Source organism: Rufibacter sp. LB8 (genome assembly GCF_014876185.1).
Classification (GTDB): domain Bacteria; phylum Bacteroidota; class Bacteroidia; order Cytophagales; family Hymenobacteraceae; genus Nibribacter.
Genome location: NZ_JADALJ010000001.1, coordinates 2,412,119 through 2,436,412 on the forward strand (window position 1 = coordinate 2,412,119; position 24,294 = coordinate 2,436,412).

A 24,294-nucleotide genomic window follows, 5' to 3' on the forward strand; every position below is an offset into this window, starting at 1 on the left:
TTATTAGAACTTACGCGTTGGTGGCTTCGCCTTTCAAGGCTTTCAGCATAGTGTCGCCAATCTCAGCGGGAGAATCTACCACGAAGATGCCGTTTTCACGCATGATGCGCATTTTGGCAGCAGCGGTATCATCGGCACCGCCAATGATGGCACCGGCGTGGCCCATTCTACGTCCGGCTGGAGCGGTTTGGCCGGCAATGAAACCAACCACTGGCTTTTTATTGCCGGTAGAGCGGATGTACTCTGCGGCCATGGCCTCATAGTTACCACCAATCTCACCAATCATTACAATGGCATCGGTCTCCGGGTCTTCCATCAACAGTTGCACCGCGTCTTTGGTTGGCGTTCCAATGATAGGGTCACCCCCGATACCGATGGCGGTAGAAATACCCAAACCGGCTTTCACAATCTGATCAGCGGCTTCATAGGTCAACGTACCTGATTTAGAAACAATGCCAATTCTACCCGGCTTGAACACGAAACCAGGCATGATACCAACTTTCGCCTCTCCTGGCGTGATCACACCTGGGCAGTTTGGCCCGATTAAAGTAACCGCTTTGTTTTTGATGTAGTTTTTGGCGGCCACCATGTCTTTCACCGGAATTCCTTCGGTGATGCATACAATCACTTCAATCCCGGCATCGGCGGCTTCCATGATAGCATCAGCGGCAAACGCCGGCGGCACGAAAATGATAGACACGTTGGCCTGGGCTTTCTGCACGGCTTCGGCCACGGTGTTGAACACGGGACGGTCCAGGTGCATGGCACCGCCTTTGCCCGGGGTTACGCCGCCTACCACGTTGGTACCATACTCAATCATTTGCTGTGCGTGGAAGGAACCCTCTGAGCCGGTGAAGCCCTGCACAATCACTTTGGAATCTTTATTTACTAAAACACTCATGTGTAGTGGATTATGTGAAAGATGAACGGTCTGGTTTAAGCTTTTTGAAACTGTACGCAAAAATAGGCTTTTTTGCCGCGCTTGCAAACTAAGAAGCCGGAATAAGCTAGCTGGCCAAGCACCGGCGTTTTGGGGCTCATTTCTGGAAACGAGGCCGAAAACACAATACGATAAGCAAAAATGACTTTTCACTATATTTAATTACTTTTATATTATAACTTTAATCAACCATGAAATCAATTATTAAAAACACTAAATCTATGATTCTACCTTTTTTGGTGGCTTCTGTATTTTTGAGTTGTAAAATTGACTCTAAAGAACCTGCTATTCAGACCTCTAAACAAGAAGTAGTACCCTCAAAAGAAGCAATTAAGATTGATGGCACTACAATAAAAGTTGAAGCCCTTAGTGAGGAAGAGAAGAAACTCTTCAAAAATCTTATTAAAATGGAAGAATCAATAGTTTTAGCAGATAGTGTAAAGCGATATTACAGAACAGAGGAAGGTGAGCCAGAACATTTTTTAAATCAACTCATCTACTCAAGCGAAGAAGGTTTAATTGGTGAACAGTACATTTCTTATACTTTGACCTATACACCAATCACCTACCAAGACGAGGATGTGACTATAAGTTATAATTTTAATGCCGGCACTGCTTTACACGGTTCTGGCACTATTACATCATACTCGGGTAAGATTGTAAGCACTTCATCACATTGTGGAACAAGCGCTTGTGGTACAACTCTTAGTATTGATGGAAAACAGGTGTATGAAAAATATGAAGACTTATAAAATCTTTTTGTTAGAGCTGACTTACAATTGTTGTAGTCTTAACCTCATAACTATAATTTTCCTGTTCCTTCTCTTATCTTCCTTTACAAACAATAGAGGTTCATACCAGATAGCATGTGCTACTCTAGATACTCACGAATATATTACTCTTCAAATTTATGACACTAAGGACGGGAAAGGATACCAGCAGCAACAAGCTCAGAAGGATGCCATACATGCTATTCTTTTTTCTGGTATAGCTATAAATAATGGAGGTAGTAATCAGAAGCCTATCTTGTACAACCAAGAAGAAATTAACAAATATAAGAAAATAGAATCTGAGTTCTTTAGTAAAAGAGGCTCATGGTCTAAATATTCCAGACTATCTACAGAGATGGTGACTTCTTGTTCACCTATAGATAGCAAAAAGTGGAAGGTTTACACAATAAGTGTTGCCAAAAACTTACTAAGAAAAGACTTACAGGAGCAACAAATTTTAAAACCTCTCAATTCTGGATTCTAAATATGCCACGTATAATCACATACATAATAGCTTTATTTCTTCTTTGTTACTCCTATGTGGCTTTGAGCCAAGCCAAAAAGCCAACAATTATTGTTTTGCCTAGTGACAACTGGTGCAATCAACGTTATTTCATGACTGAATTTAATAATCAGGGGACTAAGCAGAAAGTTCCTGACTATAAAATGGCATTTCAAGAGGACACAGAACTCGGACAAGTTATAAGTAAAATAGGAGCTTTAATGATTGACAGAGGCTTCCCCTTAAAGGATGCAGAACAAGAACTAAAGAATATTGAAGCTCGAACAGCTGAAGATAATGTAACCGCGAGTAATACTAGCGGGTCATCTATTGCAGAAAGCCCACTTGACAAATTAAAAAACAGGGCTAAAGCTGATATCCTAATTCAAATATGGTGGAAGGTAAATAAAACGGATCAAGGCAAATCAGTATCCTTTATACTAGAAGCTTTTGATTCTTATTCTAGTAAACGTATTGCCTCATCAACAGGCACAAGTCCTCCATCAAATACTGAGATAGTGCCAGTCATGTTAGAGAAAGCAATACTTACTAACATTGACCCTTTCGCAGCACAACTCCAGACCCATTTTAATGATATGTTTAAAAATGGCAGAGAAATTATACTAACAGTAAAACGCTGGGATAATTGGGACAGAAATTTTGAAACAGAAATTAATGGTGACGAAATCACTGATTTAATTCAGAGATGGATGCAGGAAAACACAGTCGCGGGCCGCTTTAACCTAAGTGATGCAACTGAAAACAAGATAAGCTTTGAACAGGTGCGCATACCCTTATTTGACAAAAACAATAGACCTGTAGATGCCAGGGAGTTTGCAAAAGGATTACAGAAGTATATTAAAGGCAACCCCATTACCTCAGAAGCAAAATTAATGACAAGAGGGCTTGGTGAAGCTATAATAGTTGTAGGAGAAAAATAAAGACTTGGTTTTGAAAAGATTTATAACAGCACTATTACTCTTTGTAGCATTCTATACAAATGCGCAAGTACAACCAAAACTTGATGATTTTGGCAGGATTGTATTGAATACCTATATCTCAGATAAGGCAAGCCTACCCCAAGAATCAAAACAACTTCTCCAAAACAAGCTAAACCAAATAGCTACCGCTTACGGCATGGGGGGCAGTTCAGCAAACCCAAGATTTATCTTAACGGCATCCATTAATATTGGCACAAAAGATATTATTGCTGGACCGCCTCAAATGGTTGCACAGAATGTAGATATAACCTTCTTTATAGGAGATGCTATAGAAGACAAAATATTTAGCAACTCCACTGTCTCACTAAAAGGCGTTGGCACTAATGAAAACAAAGCCTTTATTGACGCGCTTAAAAAGATAAATCCTAAGAACAAGAACTTAGCCCTTCTCATTGAGGAAGGAAAAAATAAAATAATTGCCTATTATAATACTCAATGTGATTTTATTACGGAGGACGCAAAAGCTTTATCCAATCAAGGCAAGTACCAAGAGGCTATCTATAAATTGTCTCTGGTACCTGAAGTTTGCAAAGAATGCTATTTCAATAGCCTTAGCAACTCTGCTGTCATATACCAGAAGCTGATAGATGCAGAAGGAAAAGAAAAATTAACGCAGGCTAAAGCATTATGGGCATCTAATCAAAACTATGGAGGAGCAGAAAAAGCTTTAGAATTAACTATTCAGATTAATCCTTCTTCTAGTTCTTACCCAGATGTAGCTCCACTTATAAAGTCAATTCAGACTAAATTAGCTTCAGATGATAGGGAACGCTTTCGCCTACAAGAAAGACAAGCACAGAGGAATCACCAGTTAACAATAATTAACGCAAGAGAGCAATCAGAAACAGAACGCACTCGCATAACAGCTTATCGTGACATAGCTGTAAAGTATGCTGAGAAACAGCCTAAAGCAGTGTATTATAATAGAATCTATTGGAGATAAATTTACAAAAATGAAAACTAAATACTTACTAAGTTTACTTATCACCCTTCTCTTTGCTCAATTTGCTAATGCACAAGAGAATAATACTGTGACCCTTACTGTAACAGGAGATGGCAAAACAAAGGATGAAGCAACTCAGAACGCACTTAGAAATGCAATTGAACAGGCCTTTGGTGCTTTTATTTCATCTAAAACAGAAATATTAAATGACAAGTTAATTAAAGATGAAATCGTTTCTGTTAGCAATGGCAATATTCAGAACTATGAAGTTTTAACAGAAACGCAAGCTTTAGATGGCACATTCACAAACACAGTCAAGGCAGTAGTCTCTGTGACTAAGCTTACAAGCTTTATTGAAAGCAAGGGTGGACAAGTGGAACTTAAAGGAAGTTTGTTTGCTGCAAATATTAAACTGCAAAAATTAAATCAGGAGAATGAAGAAAAAGCCATATTGAACTTATGTAACACTATTTCCACAATGGCCAAGAGTGGCTATGACTATACTATTACTGCGAGTGAGCCAGTAGAAAGCAAAAGTAGTTCAACTAAAGGAAGTTGGGAAATTAAATTAGATGTTGAAGCTAGATATAACAAGAACCTAGACAACATGTATCCCCTTATGCTAAATACACTGGCTGGTGTTAGTCTTACATCGGTAGAGATTGAATCTTACAAAAGACAAAACAAACAGTTATATACCATTCTATTCAAGATAGAAGATACCCAAAAACTAGAAGAAGCTAAAAACGAACCCAAAAATAAAAAAAATAAATTAGAAAACACAGAGAACGCAAAAAGTACTCTTAACAACTACCGAAATATACCAGTATTAGAAGGAAGTAATAGCAGCATTTTTAAAGGAAAAAAATATTATTATTTTACATTAAGAAGCCTATACTCATTAAATATGATTCAACACTTAATCCATCAAGGAATATTTACAAAATCAGTAAATTTTAGAGTTACAAGTGAATCAACAGATTTTTACGCATTAGATGCTTATGACAGAAACCTCAATAATCTAATTGGAGTTAAATATGCAGGATTAGAAGGTTTGCACTTATTAATGGATGTCAAGTATTTGAACTTCTACAACATAATAACTAATTTAAGTGATTTAAATCGCAAAGAATCAGATATGTATGACAGAAGTACAATAGAAAAACTGTATAACAAGTATAATAAATACGACAAGCCTTTCGCCTCATTTATTCTTACTGATAAAGCTGGCAGCTCAGAAAGAATTAATATTGATACATTAATTGACTTAACAAAAATTTCACAATCTAAGATGATATTTTCTTTTAGAAATGTATTGACCGAAGAGAAACTTGCTAAAATAACTGGATACAAAGTTATTCCAGAAATAAAGCCTTATGAAGACTAATAAAGAAGCATTATTAAAAAATTATTAAATAAAATAATGTAAATAATTTTTTAATTATTCTATTCACCTTAAGCCTAATCACCAGACCTTATTAAGTCCTCTAGTTATAACTAAGAATATTAAAATGGCTAAAAAACACACCTTTAAAATATTAATAAATTTAATATTTTATATTTCTATAATTTTTATTACTAATTATTCTAATGCTCAAGGGTTTAACGAAGAAAGGAACAACTTGGGACTTTTTTTAAAAAGAATGTATCTATACTCTCCTTTTGAAGGAGTAAAGGTCATTGAAGATTATGAAAAAAAATATCTTGTTTCAGTTCTCTCTTTAAATAAAGGGAAATATCCAAGCAACAGCATTATGATGCGTGTTGCGCAAACCAAAGGGCAGTCCTTAGCTAATACTTTCTTTAATGGCTCAACAATAACCTCTGATTTAATCATTAAAACTACTGAGCAAAAGAATGACAGTACCGTTAGAAAATCTACAATAGAAACTATTGAATCCATTAAAGAAAATTCACAAGGATTTGTTAGGAGGCTTGAACTTCTCACTAATTTTGATACAAATGAAGGCAAGCATATGGTATTTATTTTCTTCAAAGAATTATAACATTACATAGTCATGCTTGTAGCTGATAAATTAATGTTTAACAGCTGCAAATTCTTTCCGTTGATGTAAAAGGGAATGCTTCTTATGTGATGATTGAAGTGCCCATTCCGGCGGGCTGTTCTTATGACACCAAAACCAAGTGGGGATCCAATGAAGCGCACCGCGAGTATTTCCGGGACAAAGTCAGTATTTTCTCCAACTACCTGTACCAGGGCCATTACACCTTCACTATCAAACTGCTGCCGCGCTACAAAGGCACCTACACGTTGAACCCCGCCAAAGCGGAACTGATGTATTTCCCCACGTTCTTCGGGCGGGAAGCACTGAAAACCGTGGAAGTAAAGTAGTTGGTAGTTGGCGGATATTTTTTACTCACTCGCGGGGCGCCAGCGAGAGAGTGTGCACCTTTAGTTTACTCATACACAATCACTATCTCTTTTCTTCTCTTCCGTTTTGGGGCTCATTTTCAGAAATGAGCCCGAAAACGGAAAATCCTCGTTGCCATAAGCCCAGTTTCAGCCAACACTCCTATTTTCCTTCCGTTTACAAAAGGGAAAACCTTAGACCGGCTTTCAGGTTTCTGCCCTAAACTGTAGCACATGAAAATAGGATACCCTTGTGTAAATGAATCGTTGGACTGTAGCACGTCCACCACGTTCAGGCTGGCGTCTTACTCTGAGCAGCGCCTGATAGAAAACGTGGAGAAAAACCTGGCCTGCCTGCGGCGAATTCTGGAATATAACTTAGAACACGGCTTTCTGTTCTTTAGAATGAGTTCTGGGTTGGTGCCGTTCGCCAGTCATGAAGTGTGCAAATACAACTGGCAGGAGCATTTTAAGATGACGTTCAAGCGCCTGGGCGATTTCATCAAGAAGCACGACATGCGTATTTCCATGCACCCAGACCAGTTTGTGGTACTCAACTCGCCCGACGAGCGCATTGTGCGCAACAGCATCTCAGAATTAATCTACCAGGGCAGCGTGATGGATTTGATGGGACTGGACTCTACGGCCAAACTCCAGATTCATGCCGGCGGCGTGTACGGCGACAAACCGGCCGCGCTCAAACGCTTCATCCACACGTACCACACCATGCTGCCTGAAGAAGTGAAAGCCCGTCTGGTAGTAGAGAACGATGACCGACTCTACAGCCTCAGAGATTGTTTGGAGTTACACGGCGAAACCGGAATCCCTATTTTATTCGACAATTTCCACCATGAATGCCTGAACAACGGCGAACCCATGGCCGAGGCTCTACAATTAGCCGCCGGTACCTGGCACCCGCAGCAAGACGGCGTCTTGATGATGGACTACAGCTCCCAATCTACCGGCGAGCGCAAAGGCAAGCACACCAGCAGCATGGACACGGACTTGTTCCGGGAGTTTCTCACGCACTTGAACGGGCTGGATGTGGACATTATGCTGGAGATAAAAGACAAAGAAGCCAGCTGCCTGCGGGCGCGGCAAGTGCTGCAGGAGCTGGCCTTGGTGTAAAGGCGTTTTTGGCTTCGTTTTCAGAAATGAGCCCAAAAACGGAAAGTCTGCGTATAGAACCAAACGTTCGGCCTGCCGTCACTTAAAAGAACATCTTGGCTGGGCCCTATTGCCGCTCCTTATGAAACCTGTACTTCCGTTTTTTTCCTGTCTCGCGTTTGTGACCATGACTTTTTTCGCCACCGGCTGCCAGTCTTCTGCAGAAACCGCCAACAACCCACCGGCCGCCATCATCACAAAGAAAGTATCGCTCAAGGGAATTCCCTCGGCGTCTGGCATTGAGCGCGTGGGCAACCGGTACTATGTGATTGGAGATGATTCGCCGTACCTTTTCTGCCTTGACCAGGACTTCAAGCTGATTGACAAAATCCAACTGCTGCAGACTGATTCGCTCACGGCGGGCCGCATTCCCAAACCCGTGAAACCTGACCTGGAAGCCATCACTTCCATCACCCTGGAAGGCATGCCGTATCTGTTCATCATTGGCTCAGGCTCCATGCCGGCGCGCAACCAGGGGTTCTTGGTGCCGGTGGGGCGCAGTGGACTTGGCAAACCCATCAGTCTGTCGTTGCAGCCGCTCTATCAGCATTTCAGGGAAGATAAGAACGTGGTGGGCCAGGCCACGCTTAACCTGGAAGGCCTGGCGGCCGATGAAGACTATCTTTATTTGTTGCAGCGGTTTGCGCCAGGCGGGCAGAACGTGGTCATCACCTACACCTTGTCTTCTATTGAGCAGTTTCTGCTGGGCAAACGGCCGGCACCCAAACCAACATCGGTTCAACAATGGGCCTTGCCAGATTTGGCTTCCATTAAGACTGGGTTCTCGGGCATGGCCCCGGCCTTGGGCGGAAAACTTCTGTTCACATCTTCTGCCGAGGAAACACCCAATGCCGTGCTGGACGGCGAAGTGTACGGCAGCATGGTGGGTTGGCTCAAAGCGCACCCCAGGCCCAGCGCCCAACCCCTGCAACCCGAAGTAATTGTGCCCATCACGGAAAAGGACGGCGCGGCCTACAAAAGCAAGATTGAATCTATCTGTATACTAGACACGCACCGGCGCCACCTGGAGGCCGTAGCCGTAGCCGACAATGACGATGGTTTCTCTGAGCTGGTGCTTCTTACGTTTTCGTGGTAAGAAGTAGCGTTTTTAAATAGCCGAAATAATATCTTAGTCCTAAAAAAAGCATCGGTCTGTGGCGTATTTCCCACAGACCGATGCTTTTTTTATAGACAGATTTTAAACGTTATCTCAGGCGAACGCGCATTTTTTTCCAGTACACAGTGGTGGGGGTTTTCACTTCTACCATGTAAATGCCCGGCTTTAGTTTTCCCAAGGTGTCTGGGGCCGCCAAGGTATGGTCGCCCACCGAGATGGGTTTGCTGAACAGCACTTTGCCGGAGGCGTTGGTAAATTCCAGCACGCCGGCCTCGGTCATGTTCTGTTGGAAGGAAAGCAGGAACTCGTCGTTGTTTTTGGCTTTGGGGAACAGGTCAATGCCAGAAAGCGTCTCGCGCCGAACGGGGGCAGCTTTTCTGGCCGCCGCCATAGCAATGGTAGTACCTTTTGCCCTTGGCGCTGTTTGGGTCTGGGCCTGCAGGGTTGTGGCTGTCATGAACACTACGCCAACTACCACCATCATGCTGTTTACAGAGTTAAATTTCAGCTTCATATCACCTTTAGTTTGGGGTTAAACACGCACCGCACCGGCGGCTGAAAGGCTCTATGCACTTTTCGTTCCAAAAATTTTGCACGCGCCTGATTGCCTGAAAAAAAATACACCTTTCTTCAGGAAGCCCCACGGCTGCTCTAAAGAAAGGTGCCAAATGTTTGATTCTAAAAGCTGAAAAAGGTTTTTCTAACAGAAAGCCAATTTCAGATTAACAACAGGAAAGATTAATTCAACATAATGGTTTTGGCCAGGGGCTGCACGCGTTGGGCCCATTGCAGGTACATGGCGCTGCTGTAATGGAGTCCGTCTGGGGTGAGCAGGCTGGGGTCCTGCACCACTTTCAAAGACAGGTCGTTCACGTCTCCCACGGCAATACCGGCGGCCTGCGCCTCTGCCCTGATGATGTCATTGAACTTCTTAATCTGCCCACTTATTTGAGTTCTGTTCTGGCTAGACGCAGAAGGCAAAGCACTGAAATCTGGGATAGTGAGTACCAGCACCTTCTTGGCGTTTTTTCTGGCCATGTTGGTAGACAGGCTTAACAGCGCCCTAAAATCTATTCTAAAGGCGTCTACCGTGCGGTTCTGGAGCAGGTCATTCATGCCAATCTGCAACGAGATCATGCCGTAGTCATTGGGCAGGGCCACGCTGCGTAAATAGGTGGCTAATTCATTTGAAGTCCAACCTGCTTTGGCAATCACCAGGGGTTCACCCACCTGCAGATTTTCAGTGGCCAGCAGGCGTGACAGATGCATGGGCCAACGGTTGGCGGTGGCAATGCCGTCGCCAAGGGTGTAGGCATCACCAAGCGCCACATAAGAGGCCGAGGCACCTGGGCCAGGCAAGTCTTCCAACGGGTCATCCTCGTCCTTACCTTGACAGGAACTGAACAGGGCAAGGCCCGAAAGCAACAAGGAAAATAGAATAGACCGCATAATTGATAAAATTTTGTAACCTTTTACAAATTAGACTCGTAAGGACGCCCTTGTTTTGCGCAAACAAAGGCAATTCCGTAAATGTTCATTTTATGCAATAAATATAAAATGACGCGCAGAGAAAGTCAACACTAGGGGTGTGTTTCCGTTTTTGGCTTCGTTTCTGGAAATGAGCCCAAAAACTCGGCCCGGGCTGCCTCTAAGACCTGCATGAGGCGTTTGCGCTGTTCCAGGAGTTGCTGCAGCACCGTGGACCGGCGGTAAAACAGGGAGAAAAAGATCCAGTGGCGGCGGGCCACCTGTATGCGGTGCCAGTAGTGAAGTACAAAAAACCCAGTTACCGGCAAAGCCACCAGATACGCCACCAAGGCCCAACCGCTCAGCCCCAGCCAGGCATGTACCGCCAACCCGATTATTGTATAGAAGATGGGGAAGGTGAACATGCCAATGGTCATCATCATGGGCGCGTAGAACTCAATGTCTTTGGTGAGCGCCTTGGCAATTTTAGCGGGCAGCAGGTAGGGCAGGTAATTATGAATCACCCCAAACACATACACCGGAAACCCCAGCACCAGATACGCCAAGGTCTCCAGCGTACCCCAGGCCACTTTTGATTTCTGGGGCGCTTGTTTCACGCCCTCGGGCAGCAGGCCTAAGCTTTGCAGATGGCTCAGGTATTCCTGCAGTTCCTCTTTTAAGGCATGCACCCGCTGGGGGTCACGGGCCTCAAAATATTTGATGCTCTGCAGAATGCCTTTGGTGATGAGAAACTTTTCCTCGGGCTCCGTCGGGGCCAGGTCCAATTCCCGAACCAGAGTGTCTTGGTACACGGCCTCAATCTGGCGCGCCAACTGGTCTTCCTCGTCGGTTTCTGAATGGATGACCAGTTCCTCCAGAATTTCTTTCAGTTGGTCTGTGAGGGCGTGCGCCGCTTTGAACGGGTCCTGGACGTAGGCTTCTTTGTAGGCTTCCAGACTCAGGGGTTCGCCCACGTTCACAAACACTTCACTCCTGAACCTGGACGGGTCTGAGTAGTTGAGGCCCACGGGCAGAATTTTCAAGCCCAGGTTGAAATCATGCTGCGCCTCGGCGCCCAGCGCAATGCGGGCGGTGCCGGTCTTGAGCGGACGCAGCCGGCGCTGCATAAAACTGTTGCCCTCCGGGAACACCATGAGCGTGCCGCCCGTGCCCAGGAATTCATAGCATTTAGAGAATGTGGCATCGTTCTGGGCGGTGCCGGAGTCACCCACGTCTTCGCGGCGGTACACAGGAATCATGAATAACTTATGGAAAAGCCAGCCTTGCCAACCCGGTTTGAAAAAACTGCTCTTGGCCAGAAAATAAATCTCCTGCTTCATGAAAGAGGCCGTGACAACCGGGTCCATGAGGGTATTTGGGTGATTGGAAATTACAATGAGCGGCCCCTCCCCCAGCAGCCGTTGCCGGTTATTGACCGTGATTCGCTTGAAAAAAACCCGCAGGGCAATTCTGAAAAGGTTTTTCAGCAGGAAGTACAGCATAATGGCTCTGTTAATGCAGAGAAAGCTACGCATTTTCGGGCTCATTTCCAGAAATGAGCCCGAAAACAGGAAAGCAATCTTTGCCTCTACTCAGAAGCTGTATTTATATGAAGTGCATCTTCCTTACAAAGCCCAGCAAACCAGACCCCAAACCTTCCCCATTCTCCTATTTTCTGGTTTTACCACATAGAAGAAAAATACGTCCAGATGTATTCTGACGCTTTCCAGATGCCGTAGAAAATCAGCCCGAAGAGGACCAAGAAGCCAAGGAGTACTGCCATCAGAAAACCGGTGCCTTTGCCTTGGTATTGCCCGTGCTGGTAATGGCGGCGCAGCAGTTCCACGTTGCGTTGGTTGGCCTTGTAGGTAAAGTCAAAAATCCAGCCCAGCACGGGTATCATGCCAATAACGGTGTCCAGCACCACGTTGAACAACATTCTCATGATGAGGTAGCGGCTGGCGCCGTGGCGGGCCATGGTCATGACCAACACCCCAGACATGGCCATGGTAGACATACCGCCTACCACCGGCAACAAGCCAATAATTGGGTCCAGCCCAAACTTGAAGTTGGTGCCCGGGAAGGTGAACTGGTTGTCTAATAATTTAGAGACGCTTTGCACCCACCGCAGGCGGTCGTCCAGGGGTATTTCAGGAGATGTGTTCATGGCTGCTTGGCTTTTTGGTGGTCTTACGCAAAAAAGCGCCCACTAGATAAGCCTGTCACCACGCACGGCTCTGTACCGCCGAGCGAAAGGCAAAAATGCCATGATCTGGAGGCAGCTCACTCCCCTATTCTACTAGGCCGCCGCGTATTTCTTTCCCAGACCTACACTTATCTTATCATGGAGCAAAACTTATCTCAATTAGATACAGCAAGCTTGGGGTAAACCATTCACCAAAGGCCAATTTATTAAATCAAACTTCTTCTCGACCGCTATTTTTTTAGAAAAGTCGGGTTTCTATTTAACATTTTTTAGGCTATTCTTAAAAATATATAAATATTTGGGCTTCGTTTCTTATACTTACCGCAAAATAAATATTTATAACTCACCTAAAATTTAAAAAGCACCACCGCCAATATGATGACCAAAGCAAAAAAAATGACCCCTTCTTTCTTTGAGGAAATCAATGACGAGACCTCATCTGGAGTCGCTTATAAAAATGTGAACCTGAAAAAGAAGGTCATTTCCTATTTCGCGCATATTGGCAACGCCACCATTGCAGAGCTGAGCAAAGAACTGAACCTGAGCGTGCCCAAAATCACCAGCCTGGTGAACTCTTTGATCCTGGATGGGCTGGTGCAGGACCACGGCAAGGTAGATTCCACCGGCGGCCGCAAGCCCAACGTGTACGGCCTGGCCCCTAACTCGGGCTTCTTTCTGGGCATTGACGTGAAGAAAAACCACATCAACATTGGCCTCACCGACCTCCAGAAAAACCTGATCAGCGACTTTGACCAGTTCCCTTACCTGCTGAGCAATGACGAGGATTCTTTGCAGGAACTTTGCCTGATCATCAACAACTTCATCGCCAGCCTGCCCGTGCCCAAAGAGAAGATTCTGGGCATTGGGATTAACCTGTCGGGCCGCATTAACTACGCTAAGGGCCGCAACTACAACCTGTTCCACTTTCATGAGGCACCGCTGAGCAAAGTGATTGAGTCTGAGGTGGGCATACGTGTGTTCTTGGAGAACGACTCCCGGGCCATGGCCTACGGCGAATTCTGCTCCGGCACCGTGAACGATGAGAAAGACGTATTGTTCCTGAACCTGGACTACGGCATTGGCATGGGCGTGATTCTGAACAACCAGCTGTACTATGGCAAGTCGGGGTTCTCCGGGGAGTTTGGCCACATTCCCATCTTTCAGAACGACATCATCTGCAAGTGCGGCAAGAAAGGCTGCCTGGAAACCGAGGCCTCTGGCTGGGCGCTCCTGGATATGTTTAAACAACAGCTGCGAGATGGCGCTACCTCCATGGTCACACACAAAGGCATTCCCATTGATGACCTGCTGCTGGAAGACATTATTGAGGCCGCTCATAACGATGACGTACTGGCCATTGAGCTCATTGCCAAGGTAGGCAAGCGCATTGGCAAGGGCATTGCCCTTTTGATCAACATCTTCAACCCGGAACTGGTGATTTTAGGCGGCCTGCTGTCTTCCACTGAAGAATATTTACTGCTCCCCATCAAAAGCGCCATCAACAAATACTCTCTGAGCCTGGTGAACAATGACACCCAGATCAAATTCTCCAAACTGGGCGAACAGGCCGGCGTGATTGGCGCGTGTCTTTTGGTACGCCACAAACTACTGGACCTGGATACTTCTTTGAACGCCAAGCCACCCAAAAACACCTCGTTTGTGTACGCCTAAGCATTGGTTCACCAATTCATGACAAGAAGAAAGCCCCGCCAGTTGGCGGGGCTTTTGCATTATGCAGGCTTCCAGTCCTCACAAGGCACCTCCTAATTTAGTCAGAGGAAATCCTTTTCCGTTTTGGGGCTCATTTCCAGAAATGAGCCCCAAAACGGAAAGGATTCTGACCGTCTTGCCTGCTTTTTCAAAACCCGAGGTGGCTTTCGCTTCTTTTCCTATGACTTCTAATTAGTCAGAAACCTCTCATTAATATCTCAGGATTTAACCGAGACAAAGTCTATTTTGTAAAGGCTTAAGTTTTGGCTATTCTGGCAAGTTGCAGACCCCAACAATCCAACTTCTGAAACAGTTTTTATGCCCGCCGTGGCCAAAGAGAACTTTGCCTATTTCTCAAAATAAAAGGTGGGTGGAATTCCCCAATTTCAAAAATGCAATCAGGAGGGGCTGATCATTCAAAAGATTTTAAAATTTTTTATTAATATTATTGTGTTCCATAAATCAAATTATTAATTTAGACCCAGTGAACACTTTCCTGACAACTGGTGTTCTTCAGCCGCTTACCATTATTTCTTACAGACAACAATGACAAAACCCTTACACTCATTCTTTACCTTTCTGGCAGTTTGCTGCCTGGCCGGTTCGGCCATGGCGCAAGAAGGGATAATCAAATCTTCCGTGCTGCCAACCAAGCCTGGCAAAACGTACAGCGTGCCTACTTACGCGGCAGAAGCCATCAGTCTTAAATGCGAAGACTGTGTGATAGACAAGGCCTACTTTGTGGTTGGCCAAGACACCGTTACCGTAAACCAAGACGGTCACGTAGACATGTCTGCCCTGGTGTTCCTGCCATCAAAACAAGAAACCATAACGTTCTACAGCGGCACCATAAACGCAGATTTGCAAATGGTGTATATCACCGGAACGCCCAAGAAACCAATTGCCAAGAAAACCATCACGCTTAGAACCGATAACAGTGATTGCGCCATTCAGGTGGTACCGCCTTCTGTTTGGCGCACCGGCTTGATTCAGCCTAATTATACGCCTGGGTTTTCTACCACCAATGTCATTGCCGTTCACCACGGAGATTCTCCTAATACCGCCCCTACGTATGAAGAAGGCCTGCGCGTGCTGAGAAGTTACTACAATCACCACACCAGCCCCTCAGGCAATAACTGGTCAGACATTGGCTATAACTATTTGATTGGGCCAGACGGCACCATCTTTTTAGGGCGTGAAAAACTAGCCAGCCAGACCGGGACTGGCCAGGAGTCTGACAAGATTATTGCTGCCCACCTTTGCGCGAAGAACACCAATACCATGGGGATCTGCCTTATTGGCCGTTATACCTCTGAGATGCCTACCGCCAAAACGCTGGAATCTCTGTACAAATTGATCAAGTGGAAAGCAGCCAAAGACAACATTGACCTCAACAGCAAAGTGTTGCACCCGGTGAACCCAACGTCTAGCCAAACCCAGGCGCTCATCCCCAGATTGATTGGCCACCGTGAAGGACCTTGCGGCACTTCCTGCCCGGGTGACTTCTTCTACAACAACCACTTTATCAACCCCAACAGCCCGGTTCGTCCTATCTTAAACGAAGTAGGCAACATTTGTGCAGCGCCGCTTGGCCTCACCAATGAAGACATGAACTACATTGTAGTGGTGTACCCCAACCCAACCAACGGCCAGGAGCTGAAAGCCAATTTTGATTACAAAACCGTTTCTGTGTATGGTTTAGACGGAAAGCAAGTGCGTGCCGCCGTGAAGAAAGCCGGTGAGGTTTTGCCCGTAACAGGTCTTACCGCCGGTACCTACCTCTTCCATTTTGACACCCCAGACTACGGCAAAGTAGTGAGACGTGTGGTTGTAAACTAACATGGCCCGCTACCATATCCATATCAACTAACCAAAAGAAGCCAGGCCTTACTACGTCTGGCTTCTTTTTAGTTTAGTACTGTTCTCACCCAATATTACACCAGACAAACAACATGAAACAACGTTTACTTTTACTAGCAGCCGCTTTCTGCACCTTTTCAGTGACTGCCCTGGCGCAAGGCGGGCTGGCCGGCAAGGTGCAGCTGACCGTGCAACCAGGCCAGACTTATACCATCAAATCGGCTTCGGCAGATGCGCTGGGTGTGAAATGCGAATCCTGCACCTTTGACAAGGCTTACTTTCTAGCCGGCCCAGACACCGTTCGTTTAGCCCAGGACGAACATTCTGACCAACTCACCGCCCTGGCTGTGCTTCCGGCACCCACTTAAACGCTTACCTTCTACAGCGGCACCATTTCTGGGCAGGTTTCTTTTGACCTGTTCAGCGTGGGCAAGATCAAAACCTCTGACAAGCGCCAGGAAACCCTGCGCATAGGTGACGGCGACTGCGTGATCAATGTGGTGCCTACCTCCGTTTGGCGCGCAGGCTTGATTCAGCCCACTTACACCCCTTCTTTCACCCAGACAGAGATTGTGGCGGTACACCACGGCGCTTCGGCAAACATTTCAACCTATGACCAGGCTGTAGCAACTATAAGACAGTATTATCTGTTGCACCGCAACACCAACGGGTGGTCAGACATAGGGTACAATTATCTGATTGGGCCAGAGGGAACCGTTTTCCAGGGCCGTGAGGTAAAAGCAGGGCAGAATTTCACCTCAGACTACATCATGGGCGCGCACCTGTGTCAAAAAAACGTGGGCACCATGGGTATCTGCCTCATGGGCGATTTCACCAACGTCTTGCCATCTGCCAAAACCCTGGAATCTTTGTTCAAGCTTATTAAGTGGAAGATGAAGAAAGACAACCTGGACATTAACGGCAGCACCTACCACTACGGCAACATCATCCCCAACATTATTGGCCACCGCGAAGGTCCCTGCGCCACCGCCTGCCCCGGAGACGCGCTGTACAATTACCTCTTCAAAGCTAACCCGGCTGTCACGCCTACCCGCTTAATCAAGGCCGAAGTAGGCAACATCTGCGAGGCGCCTTTGGGCTTAACCGCAGAGGAAATGGACTACATTGTGATTGTCTACCCTAACCCAAGCAACGGCCAGGAACTGAAAGCCAACTTTGACTACAAAACCGTAGCCGTATATGGCCTAGACGGCAAGCAGGTACGTGCCGCCGTGAAAAAAGCCGGCGAGGTTCTGCCTGTGAGCGGCCTGACCGCCGGTACTTATCTTTTCCATTTTGACACCCCAGATTACGGCAAGGTAGTCCGCAGAATTGTGATCAACTAACCATCTGAAAGAGCCCAGCAACCTGGGCTCTTTTATTTTCACCCAACCCTCCCATTACAAACTAACCTACGCATGAAAAAAACCTTACTCCCCCTCCTCACCTTGGTCCTTGGCTTCTCTTCCAGCGCCTGGGCACAAGACGGCCTGGCCGGAAAAGCCCAACTACAGGCCCAACCCAACCAAACGTACCAAATCAATGCCTTCTCTGCTGATGCGGCAGGCGTTAAATGCGAGTCCTGCGTGTTTGACGGCGCCTATTTGGTGGTGGGCAAAGATACGGTTGCCCTCAAGGCCGATGAGCACTCTGACCTGATTGTGGCGCTGGCCGTGCTGCCTTCCAAACAAGAGGCCATTACTTTTCACAGCGGCAACACCAAAGGCCTGCTCAGCTTTGACTTCTTTAAGACCAGCGGCACTAAAATACCAGCTAAGAAAGGTGCCACCCTACGCGTTGGCGATGGAGATTGCACCTTTGACGTCATTCCTACTTCTGTCTGGCGGGCTGGTTTGGCAGAACCTACCTGGGGCACTACCTACACCAAAACGGAGAATATTGCCGTGCACCACGGCGCGGGCGGGGTGACCATTAGCACCTATGAACAAGGCTTGGCCACCATCAGGCAGTACTACTTGCTGCACCGTAACACCAATGATTGGGGCGATATTGGCTACAATTACCTTATTGGGCCAGACGGTTCCATTTTTCAGGGCAGGGAAGTAACGCCTGATAAAACCTACACGTCAGATTACATCATGGGCGCGCACTTGTGCTCTATGAATTCCAACAGCATGGGCATCTGCATCATGGGCGATTATACCAACCTGCTGCCTAGTGCCAAGGCCCTGGAGTCGCTCTACAAAATCATTAAGTGGAAGGCGAAAAAGGACAACATTGACATTAACGGCACCGATTTGCACCCCAACACGCCAACTTCCACCAGACCACAGAACCGGATCCCCACCATCATTGGCCACCGCGAAGGTCCCTGCGCCACCGCCTGCCCGGGCAATGCGCTGTACAACTATTTGTTTACCTCGCCCACCAGCCCCAACCGTCGTATCAGAACCGAAGTGGGCAACATCTGCGAAGCGCCGCTCGGCCTCACTGCCGAGGACATGGATTACATTGTGATTGTCTACCCAAACCCCAGCAACGGCAAAGAACTGAAAGCCAACTTTGATTACAAGACCGTGTCTGTGTTTGGTTTAGACGGAAAACAGGTTCGCGCCGCCGTGAAGAAATCTGGCGAGGTTTTGCCCGTGAGCGGTCTAACCGCCGGAACGTATTTCTTCCATTTTGACACGCCAGATTATGGCAAAGTGGTGCGCAGAATTGTGATCAACTAGGTATATTTTTCATCCAGACTTTTCTGTTTTTGGCTTCATTTCCGGAAATGAGGCCCAAAACGTAAAATCCCCGAAGTGAGAATTTGCTTCGGGGATTTTGCATATTAAATAAGGAAGCGAGCTATGGATCTATATTTTTGTCATCCTGAAAGGATCTAGGTGGCGAACTAGACAAGCTTTCACTAAATGCTTTTCTAACTTGTCCACAAGATCCTTTCAGGATGACAAAGTGTGAGTGAGTGAGTGAGTGAGTGAATAAGTGCGAATATTCCGTTTTCGGCCTCATTTCCGGAAACGGGCCCGAAAACGCAAAATCCCCGAAGCGATGTCTCACCTCGGGGATTTTTTTTTGCAAATCAATGCACCAAATTTAGTCTTGCTGCAGGAACGGGTAGCGGTGATCAACCGGCGGCACAAACGTTTCTTTGATGGTGCGGGCAGTGGTCCAGCGCAAAAGGTTCAGCATAGAACCGGCTTTGTCATTGGTGCCTGAAGCACGTGAACCACCGAAGGGCTGTTGGCCCACCACAGCGCCCGTGGGCTTGTCATTGATGTAGAAGTTACCGGCAGAATGGCGTAGAATCTTGGTGGCCACCTCAATGGCGTAGCGGTCATTAGAGAAAATAGCACCCGTCAAGGCATACGGCGATGTTTCATCTACCAGTTGCAAGGTCTCCTCAAATTTCTCCGGATCATACACATGCAAAGTCAGCACCGGCCCGAACAATTCGTCACACATGGTCACGTAGTTAGGGTCTTGCGCCACTATGATGGTAGGTTCAATGAAATAGCCTTTGCTCTTGTCATACTTTCCGCCGGCTATGATTTCCACGGAGTCATCTTTCTGAGCGTTGTCAATGTACTTGGCAAGTTTGTCGAAGGATTTTTCGTCAATCACGGCGTTGATGAAATTGCCGAAATCCGCTGGGTCGCCCATCTTGAACGATTTCAGGTCTTCCACCACGTACTTTTTCACATCTTCCCAGATATTGCTAGGAATGTACGCCCTTGAGGCAGCCGAGCATTTCTGTCCCTGGTACTCAAACGCGCCGCGGCTGATGGAAACGGCCACTTCTTTGGCGTTCGCCGATTTGTGGGCGACAATAAAGTCTTTTCCGCCGGTCTCACCCACAATGCGCGGGTAGTTGCGGTAGGTGTTCACGTTCTCGCCAATGGTTTTCCAGATGTGGTTGAACACGCCCGTGCTACCTGTGAAGTGGATGCCCGCGAAATGACGGTTCTTGAAGATGACGTCACCGGCCGTAGGGCCGTCCACATACACCAAATTAATCACGCCATCTGGCACACCGGCCGCTTTGAACAGCTCCATGATCACGTTGGCAGAATAAATCTGGGTGTTAGAAGGTTTCCAGACCACCACGTTGCCCATCATGGCCGGTGCAGCTGGTAAATTGGCGGCAATAGACGTGAAGTTGAACGGCGTGAGCGCGAACACAAATCCTTCCAGCGGACGGTGCTCCAGACGGTTCCACATGCCCGGCAGTGACTCCGGCTGCATTTTGTAGATGTCGGTCATGAACTTCACGTTGAACTTAAAGAAGTCAATGAGCTCGCAGGCGGCGTCAATCTCAGCTTGGAAGGCGTTCTTAGACTGGCCCAGCATGGTGGCGGCGTTCATTCTGGCTCTGAAAGGCCCAGCCAACAAATCGGCGGCTTTCAGGAAGATGGCGGCGCGGCTTTCCCAGGGCATGTTCGCCCAGTTCTCGCGGGCGGCCAAGGCGGCGTCAATGGCCTGCTGCACGTGGTTGGCATCGCCTTCATGAAACTGCCCCAGCACGTGGGTATGGTCATGCGGCGGACTGATGGTTTTGGTTTTGCCGGTACGTACTTCCTCACTGCCAATGTACATGGGTATGTCCATCTTCTGGTCACGCATGGCCTTGTAAGTAGCCTGCAGTTCTTTTCTTTCTGGGCTACCGGGGGCGTAGCTTTTCACCGGCTCGTTCACCGGAATAGGGACGTTGAAATATCCGTTGGCCATATAATTTCTAATTTTTAGGTGCTGATGTGATGAAAACAAAGATACCGCTTTCCCCGGAAATGGCTAACGCTTGGTAGGCGGCTTCTTTTACTTGTTTACATTCCGTTTTCGGCTTCATTTCTGAAAACGAGCCCAAAAACGCATTCTAGATTTTTGCCTTGGTGTAATCGCTGTTCGGGATGTATTAATCTTTTGCTATTCTGCTGTTTGGGATGTATTAATCTTTTGTTACTCTGCTGTTCGGGATTTCTAATCCCGAACCACGCTGTCGGGGATTTCCTAATCCCCGTTGCTGGTCTATTGGGAAATCACATGCACGGGGATTGATAAATCCCCGACAGAAAACTTCCGGATTGATAAATCCGGAAGAGCGAGGCGGTGGCGGGGTATGCAAGCCATTTGGGATTTACATATTTGTAAGCCGCATGGAGTCAAAGAATTTCTTCATGTTGACAGGGCCATCTTTAGAAGTAACCGCAGTTAGGGGCATATATTCTACCTGGTACACCCAGCCTTCCACAAAAAGCACTCTTTTGGTTCTGATTAATTTTCTCTTCCCACCTGGGTGCAACGCAGAGAAAGCATATTGCAAGCCTTTGTAGTTGTCCACCTCAAACGTGGAAGAATCTACCATCGTGCCTTTAAAATCCCTTAAACTGGAATTCAACATGCTCAGATAATAGGTATAAGGCTCTGTGATGGGCCTTAAATGCGGCTGTTTGTTATAATGAATAGCTGCAACTATATAAGCGGCATCTGGTAAAATAGAGTTGTACAGCAGAGAGCCATACCCACTTTTATGCACAGGCACTATAGGGAATTCCACAGACAATCTTTGGTCAATCTGCTGTCTTTTCCAGTCATTAGCAAGGGGCGTAGATGCCAAAAGTGGTATGAGGCAGGTAATGATTAGCAACAGGAAAGTTCTTTTTGCTGAAAGGAGGTGCTTCATGTGTTGGGGATTATTACCCTAAATATAAGGTTTCCAATAGTTAAACCTGCCATTTCATCCATTTCTACTTGTCCTAGCCTTTACAAATTCCTTTATTTCTGCTATTCAGGGTTTAATAATTGGTATAGCAATATTATGCATTCCCGTTTTTGGCCTCGTTTCCAGAAATGAGCCCCAAAACGGAAAAACCTCCTGGCCTTACTGCACTTCGAAAATAAAGAATGGCAAGGCCAGCCCGGCTTTCTGCAAAATGGGTTTGGCCACGTTATAGACTTTTACGCCTTCTGAGGTTTCGCCTTCCAGGGTGCCCACGTGCGCGTGCCCGTGAAAGCAGGCCACCACGTTCTGCCGGTTCAAGGGCTCTGCCAGGCGCGAACAACCCAGGAACGGATGAATGGCGTCTGGTTCTCCCTCAACAGTAGCCCTGATGGGCGCGTAGTGCATGATGGCAATTTTCTGCACGCCGGGGTGCTCCGCGTCTAAGCGTGACAAGGCGCTTTCCAGCTTGAGGGCTTCGTCTACGGCGGTCTGCACGAAGGCTTTGTTTTCGGCCTCTCCGAACATGGAGAGCATGTATTGGTCAAACCCGCCTCCGTAGCCTTTCACGCCCGCAAAACCCACGTTGCCAATCACCAGGCTGTCGCCGTCCAGGAAATGCACGCGGTCACTGATGAGGGCTTTTCTGATGGCTTGATGCTCGTTTTTGTCATGGTCATGGTTGCCCAGCACGCAGATAATGGGAATGGCGCAGGCTTTCATTTCTTCGCAGAGCACCTCGGCCTCCACGGCGTAGCCATGATCCGTTAAATCGCCACAGAGCAGCAAAACGTCTGCCTGTTCAGAGGCCAACCTGAAGAATTCCACCCACTTGCCTTTGTCGGTTTCGCGCACGTGAATATCGCCCACGGCGGCAATCCGGAACGGGCGGGTTGGTTCCTGCACGGGGGCTGGTTGCTCTACCAATTGCTGCTGTTGCGTGGCCACCGGTTGCAGCGCGGCGGCCGGCTGCGGTGTGGCAAAGGGTTGTGGTTGTTGCTCCATCTTTAAATTGTTGATTGTTGGTGGTTGATTGTTGTACGTTTCATTGTGGCTGGAACAAACAACTAAAAACAGACAACTAGCAACTAAATAGTCATAATGGTCATGGCCTTGAAGCCCCATTCTGTGACGGCCGGCGCGTATTGCGTCTGGTCTATGAGCAGACCACGGCAAACGCGCTCCGTAGGCGGCGGCATGTCAAACTGTTCTTTGGCACGAAGCAGGAGTTCGTCAAACAACCAACGTGGAATGATGTCCCGCTCACTTGGGTACACAAACTGAAACGACAGCAGTTGCGCCAGCACCAGTTGCCAGTGCTGCTCCAGGGTCTGCAAGATGCGTTCCCAGTCCATGAGGTGGCCGTGGCGCAAGATGAGGTGGTTTAGGTCTGAGCCGTCATAGCGCTCGCGGTTCTGTACGTAGATCTTGCACCGGAACAGATCTTCGGCAGAGATGTACTTGACTGGCACGCCGAACTCGGTGCCCTCGGGAGCTTTCCGGAACCAGCCGTCGTTCACGGGCGTGTTGTTGCCGGGGTTGTTGAAGATGAAGTCCACGTACTTGCCGTCTTTGAACGCCTTGGCCAGCCAACGCGCATCTACCAGTTCGGTCTTAAATCCTTCATCAGCGAACAATTTCAACAATCTGGGGCAGTCGCCGGCTTTGCAGAATACGTCCATGTCTTTCATGTCGCGCTGCATGCCGGTGTACTGGCGCAGGGCAAAGCCGCCGCCCATTAAAAAGGGCAGACCGCTTTCATGCAGCATGGCTAAAGCCTGCGGGTAAAACTCTTTGGCCACTTCGGGGGCCATATCATCTAGTTCCATGGTAAACCTGGTATGAGAAATTGAAAGAAAGACTGCCGCTGTCACGGTAGGCCCTGCCTTGTGAGCCAAGGGAAACACGTCACGCGTTCTGGGCCAAGGCACGGCAGGTATAGCATTTACTGAATCCTTGGAAAAATGTTATCTGCAAACTGCCATGTCGCCCAGAAAAAAGCACTTCTTCCCGTTTTTGGCCCCGTTTCTGGAAATGAGCCCGAAAACGGAAATTCCCGCGGCTGCTGCGGTCAAAAAGGAAAAAGAGCGGTACCTTGCCGCTTTCTGCCCTTGCGGGCAATAATGTACCATGCCATGAAGAACAAGAAACTGAAATACCTATTGCTAGCCGCCTTCGCCGTGCTGGTAGTCTGGTTTATGAAAGATGCGCTCACCCAGCCCGGCCCGCAGGACCTCCCCGGCCAGTTTGAGGAAGTGGCCCTCTATAGAAACGAGAACAACACCGGCCCTATCCAACGCATTTACGCCGCCACCGTCACTGATACGCTCTGGGACCAGATGCAGGCCTACGGCGATTTCATGCCCCACACCAAATACGGCACCACCAAGGTCTATTTCTTCTTGAAAGGCCAACCCGCGCCTACAGAAGTTTTCCCCGGCGAGCAGAATTTTGACCAGCAGTTCAACCAACACTGCCTGGCCGTGTATGAGAAAGACGCCATGGGCCAGACGCGCGTGGTGCAATGGCCGTTTAAGTAAATGGTTATTGAAAGTGA

General features: G+C 47.3%; 24 protein-coding genes. 15 read left to right on the forward strand and 9 right to left on the reverse strand.

Annotated features, from left to right (window positions below; translation table 11 throughout):
• Positions 1–10: 10 nt before the first annotated feature.
• Entirely contained in the window at positions 11–901 is an 891-nt protein-coding gene (gene sucD / locus IMY23_RS10210) for a succinate--CoA ligase subunit alpha (RefSeq protein WP_192821986.1), read from the reverse strand.
• Between the two features lie 230 nt (positions 902–1,131).
• Here sucD and IMY23_RS10215 point away from each other — a divergent pair, with 230 nt between their 5' ends.
• The 9 genes from IMY23_RS10215 (at position 1,132) to IMY23_RS10255 (ending at position 8,790) form a co-directional block, all read left to right on the forward strand.
• Positions 1,132–1,692: a hypothetical protein gene (locus IMY23_RS10215; RefSeq protein ID WP_192821987.1), complete on the forward strand. Its 561-nt coding sequence runs from the start codon at positions 1,132–1,134 to the stop codon at positions 1,690–1,692.
• Positions 1,679–2,194, forward strand: a complete 516-nt coding sequence (locus IMY23_RS10220; protein WP_192821988.1) for a hypothetical protein — start codon at positions 1,679–1,681, stop codon at positions 2,192–2,194. Before IMY23_RS10215 ends, IMY23_RS10220 begins: the two co-directional genes overlap by 14 nt.
• Before the next feature lie 2 nt (positions 2,195–2,196).
• On the forward strand, positions 2,197–3,153 hold the full coding sequence (locus tag IMY23_RS10225) for a DUF6175 family protein (protein WP_225986473.1): 957 nt from the start codon (positions 2,197–2,199) through the stop codon (positions 3,151–3,153).
• A 10-nt stretch (positions 3,154–3,163) separates the two neighbouring features.
• On the forward strand, positions 3,164–4,156 hold the full coding sequence (locus IMY23_RS10230) for a hypothetical protein (RefSeq protein WP_192821989.1): 993 nt from the start codon (positions 3,164–3,166) through the stop codon (positions 4,154–4,156).
• A 10-nt stretch (positions 4,157–4,166) separates the two neighbouring features.
• Positions 4,167–5,543: a hypothetical protein gene (locus IMY23_RS10235; RefSeq protein ID WP_192821990.1), complete on the forward strand. Its 1,377-nt coding sequence runs from the start codon at positions 4,167–4,169 to the stop codon at positions 5,541–5,543.
• Positions 5,544–5,667: 124 nt separating this feature from the next.
• Entirely contained in the window at positions 5,668–6,162 is a 495-nt protein-coding gene (locus tag IMY23_RS10240; protein ID WP_192821991.1) for a hypothetical protein, read from the forward strand.
• A 50-nt stretch (positions 6,163–6,212) separates the two neighbouring features.
• Entirely contained in the window at positions 6,213–6,509 is a 297-nt protein-coding gene (locus IMY23_RS10245; protein WP_370589907.1) for a hypothetical protein, read from the forward strand.
• 252 nt (positions 6,510–6,761) lie between these two features.
• Positions 6,762–7,655, forward strand: a complete 894-nt coding sequence (uvsE, locus tag IMY23_RS10250; protein ID WP_192821993.1) for a UV DNA damage repair endonuclease UvsE — start codon at positions 6,762–6,764, stop codon at positions 7,653–7,655.
• Between the two features lie 121 nt (positions 7,656–7,776).
• Positions 7,777–8,790, forward strand: a complete 1,014-nt coding sequence (locus tag IMY23_RS10255) for a hypothetical protein (RefSeq protein ID WP_192821994.1) — start codon at positions 7,777–7,779, stop codon at positions 8,788–8,790.
• Between the two features lie 109 nt (positions 8,791–8,899).
• Here IMY23_RS10255 and IMY23_RS10260 read toward each other — a convergent pair whose 3' ends face one another.
• The 4 genes from IMY23_RS10260 to IMY23_RS10275 all read right to left on the reverse strand — a co-directional run bounded on the left by IMY23_RS10260 (position 8,900) and on the right by IMY23_RS10275 (position 12,445).
• Complete coding sequence (locus IMY23_RS10260) at positions 8,900–9,325, reverse strand: hypothetical protein (RefSeq protein WP_192821995.1); 426 nt, start codon at positions 9,323–9,325, stop codon at positions 8,900–8,902.
• Between the two features lie 224 nt (positions 9,326–9,549).
• Positions 9,550–10,260 (reverse strand): GDSL-type esterase/lipase family protein, encoded by a 711-nt coding sequence (locus IMY23_RS10265; RefSeq protein WP_192821996.1) that lies wholly within the window; start codon positions 10,258–10,260, stop codon positions 9,550–9,552.
• 131 nt (positions 10,261–10,391) lie between these two features.
• Positions 10,392–11,780: a lysophospholipid acyltransferase family protein gene (locus IMY23_RS10270; protein WP_192821997.1), complete on the reverse strand. Its 1,389-nt coding sequence runs from the start codon at positions 11,778–11,780 to the stop codon at positions 10,392–10,394.
• 179 nt (positions 11,781–11,959) lie between these two features.
• Complete coding sequence (locus IMY23_RS10275) at positions 11,960–12,445, reverse strand: DUF4112 domain-containing protein (protein ID WP_192821998.1); 486 nt, start codon at positions 12,443–12,445, stop codon at positions 11,960–11,962.
• Between the two features lie 435 nt (positions 12,446–12,880).
• Here IMY23_RS10275 and IMY23_RS10280 point away from each other — a divergent pair, with 435 nt between their 5' ends.
• The 5 genes from IMY23_RS10280 (at position 12,881) to IMY23_RS10300 (ending at position 18,747) form a co-directional block, all read left to right on the forward strand.
• Positions 12,881–14,155, forward strand: coding sequence for an ROK family protein (locus IMY23_RS10280; RefSeq protein WP_192821999.1), 1,275 nt, complete (start codon positions 12,881–12,883; stop codon positions 14,153–14,155).
• A gap of 585 nt (positions 14,156–14,740) precedes the next feature.
• Entirely contained in the window at positions 14,741–16,033 is a 1,293-nt protein-coding gene (locus IMY23_RS10285) for an N-acetylmuramoyl-L-alanine amidase (RefSeq protein ID WP_192822000.1), read from the forward strand.
• 113 nt (positions 16,034–16,146) lie between these two features.
• Complete coding sequence (locus tag IMY23_RS10290) at positions 16,147–16,422, forward strand: hypothetical protein (RefSeq protein ID WP_192822001.1); 276 nt, start codon at positions 16,147–16,149, stop codon at positions 16,420–16,422.
• A gap of 57 nt (positions 16,423–16,479) precedes the next feature.
• The gene (locus IMY23_RS10295; RefSeq protein WP_192822002.1) at positions 16,480–17,400 is read left to right on the forward strand and encodes an N-acetylmuramoyl-L-alanine amidase; all 921 of its coding nucleotides are present in this window, start codon (positions 16,480–16,482) and stop codon (positions 17,398–17,400) included.
• A gap of 72 nt (positions 17,401–17,472) precedes the next feature.
• Positions 17,473–18,747: an N-acetylmuramoyl-L-alanine amidase gene (locus IMY23_RS10300; RefSeq protein WP_192822003.1), complete on the forward strand. Its 1,275-nt coding sequence runs from the start codon at positions 17,473–17,475 to the stop codon at positions 18,745–18,747.
• Positions 18,748–19,117: 370 nt separating this feature from the next.
• Here the strand turns inward: IMY23_RS10300 and pruA are convergent, their stop codons facing one another.
• From pruA to IMY23_RS10320, 4 genes are all read right to left on the reverse strand, one after another.
• Positions 19,118–20,749, reverse strand: a complete 1,632-nt coding sequence (gene pruA, locus IMY23_RS10305; RefSeq protein ID WP_192822004.1) for an L-glutamate gamma-semialdehyde dehydrogenase — start codon at positions 20,747–20,749, stop codon at positions 19,118–19,120.
• Positions 20,750–21,155: 406 nt separating this feature from the next.
• Positions 21,156–21,701 carry a hypothetical protein gene (locus IMY23_RS10310; RefSeq protein ID WP_192822005.1) on the reverse strand — a complete coding sequence of 182 codons (546 nt, stop codon included), beginning with the start codon at positions 21,699–21,701 and terminating at the stop codon, positions 21,156–21,158.
• 198 nt (positions 21,702–21,899) lie between these two features.
• Positions 21,900–22,742, reverse strand: a complete 843-nt coding sequence (locus IMY23_RS10315) for a metallophosphoesterase (RefSeq protein ID WP_192822006.1) — start codon at positions 22,740–22,742, stop codon at positions 21,900–21,902.
• Between the two features lie 83 nt (positions 22,743–22,825).
• Positions 22,826–23,566: a nucleotidyltransferase gene (locus IMY23_RS10320; protein ID WP_192822007.1), complete on the reverse strand. Its 741-nt coding sequence runs from the start codon at positions 23,564–23,566 to the stop codon at positions 22,826–22,828.
• Between the two features lie 306 nt (positions 23,567–23,872).
• Between IMY23_RS10320 and IMY23_RS10325 the strand changes: the two genes are divergently transcribed.
• The gene (locus IMY23_RS10325; protein WP_192822008.1) at positions 23,873–24,277 is read left to right on the forward strand and encodes a hypothetical protein; all 405 of its coding nucleotides are present in this window, start codon (positions 23,873–23,875) and stop codon (positions 24,275–24,277) included.
• Positions 24,278–24,294 lie beyond the last annotated feature (17 nt).

Excerpts from the sequence above, each read along its gene's own strand:
- IMY23_RS10315 (WP_192822006.1), bottom strand. The coding sequence starts at position 22,742 with ATGGAGCAACAACCACAACCCTTTGCCACACCGCAGCCGGCCGCCGCG.
- IMY23_RS10280 (WP_192821999.1), top strand. The coding sequence starts at position 12,881 with ATGACCCCTTCTTTCTTTGAGGAAATCAATGACGAGACCTCATCTGGA.
- IMY23_RS10285 (WP_192822000.1), top strand. The coding sequence starts at position 14,741 with ATGACAAAACCCTTACACTCATTCTTTACCTTTCTGGCAGTTTGCTGC.
- IMY23_RS10240 (WP_192821991.1), top strand. The coding sequence starts at position 5,668 with ATGGCTAAAAAACACACCTTTAAAATATTAATAAATTTAATATTTTAT.
- IMY23_RS10290 (WP_192822001.1), top strand. The coding sequence starts at position 16,147 with ATGAAACAACGTTTACTTTTACTAGCAGCCGCTTTCTGCACCTTTTCA.
- IMY23_RS10265 (WP_192821996.1), bottom strand. The coding sequence starts at position 10,260 with ATGCGGTCTATTCTATTTTCCTTGTTGCTTTCGGGCCTTGCCCTGTTC.
- IMY23_RS10270 (WP_192821997.1), bottom strand. The coding sequence starts at position 11,780 with ATGCTGTACTTCCTGCTGAAAAACCTTTTCAGAATTGCCCTGCGGGTT.
- IMY23_RS10320 (WP_192822007.1), bottom strand. The coding sequence starts at position 23,566 with ATGGAACTAGATGATATGGCCCCCGAAGTGGCCAAAGAGTTTTACCCG.
- sucD (WP_192821986.1), bottom strand. The coding sequence starts at position 901 with ATGAGTGTTTTAGTAAATAAAGATTCCAAAGTGATTGTGCAGGGCTTC.
- IMY23_RS10275 (WP_192821998.1), bottom strand. The coding sequence starts at position 12,445 with ATGAACACATCTCCTGAAATACCCCTGGACGACCGCCTGCGGTGGGTG.
- IMY23_RS10225 (WP_225986473.1), top strand. The coding sequence starts at position 2,197 with ATGCCACGTATAATCACATACATAATAGCTTTATTTCTTCTTTGTTAC.
- IMY23_RS10310 (WP_192822005.1), bottom strand. The coding sequence starts at position 21,701 with ATGAAGCACCTCCTTTCAGCAAAAAGAACTTTCCTGTTGCTAATCATT.
- IMY23_RS10300 (WP_192822003.1), top strand. The coding sequence starts at position 17,473 with ATGAAAAAAACCTTACTCCCCCTCCTCACCTTGGTCCTTGGCTTCTCT.
- IMY23_RS10235 (WP_192821990.1), top strand. The coding sequence starts at position 4,167 with ATGAAAACTAAATACTTACTAAGTTTACTTATCACCCTTCTCTTTGCT.
- pruA (WP_192822004.1), bottom strand. The coding sequence starts at position 20,749 with ATGGCCAACGGATATTTCAACGTCCCTATTCCGGTGAACGAGCCGGTG.
- IMY23_RS10220 (WP_192821988.1), top strand. The coding sequence starts at position 1,679 with ATGAAGACTTATAAAATCTTTTTGTTAGAGCTGACTTACAATTGTTGT.
- IMY23_RS10215 (WP_192821987.1), top strand. The coding sequence starts at position 1,132 with ATGAAATCAATTATTAAAAACACTAAATCTATGATTCTACCTTTTTTG.
- IMY23_RS10325 (WP_192822008.1), top strand. The coding sequence starts at position 23,873 with ATGAAGAACAAGAAACTGAAATACCTATTGCTAGCCGCCTTCGCCGTG.
- IMY23_RS10260 (WP_192821995.1), bottom strand. The coding sequence starts at position 9,325 with ATGAAGCTGAAATTTAACTCTGTAAACAGCATGATGGTGGTAGTTGGC.
- uvsE (WP_192821993.1), top strand. The coding sequence starts at position 6,762 with ATGAAAATAGGATACCCTTGTGTAAATGAATCGTTGGACTGTAGCACG.
- IMY23_RS10255 (WP_192821994.1), top strand. The coding sequence starts at position 7,777 with ATGAAACCTGTACTTCCGTTTTTTTCCTGTCTCGCGTTTGTGACCATG.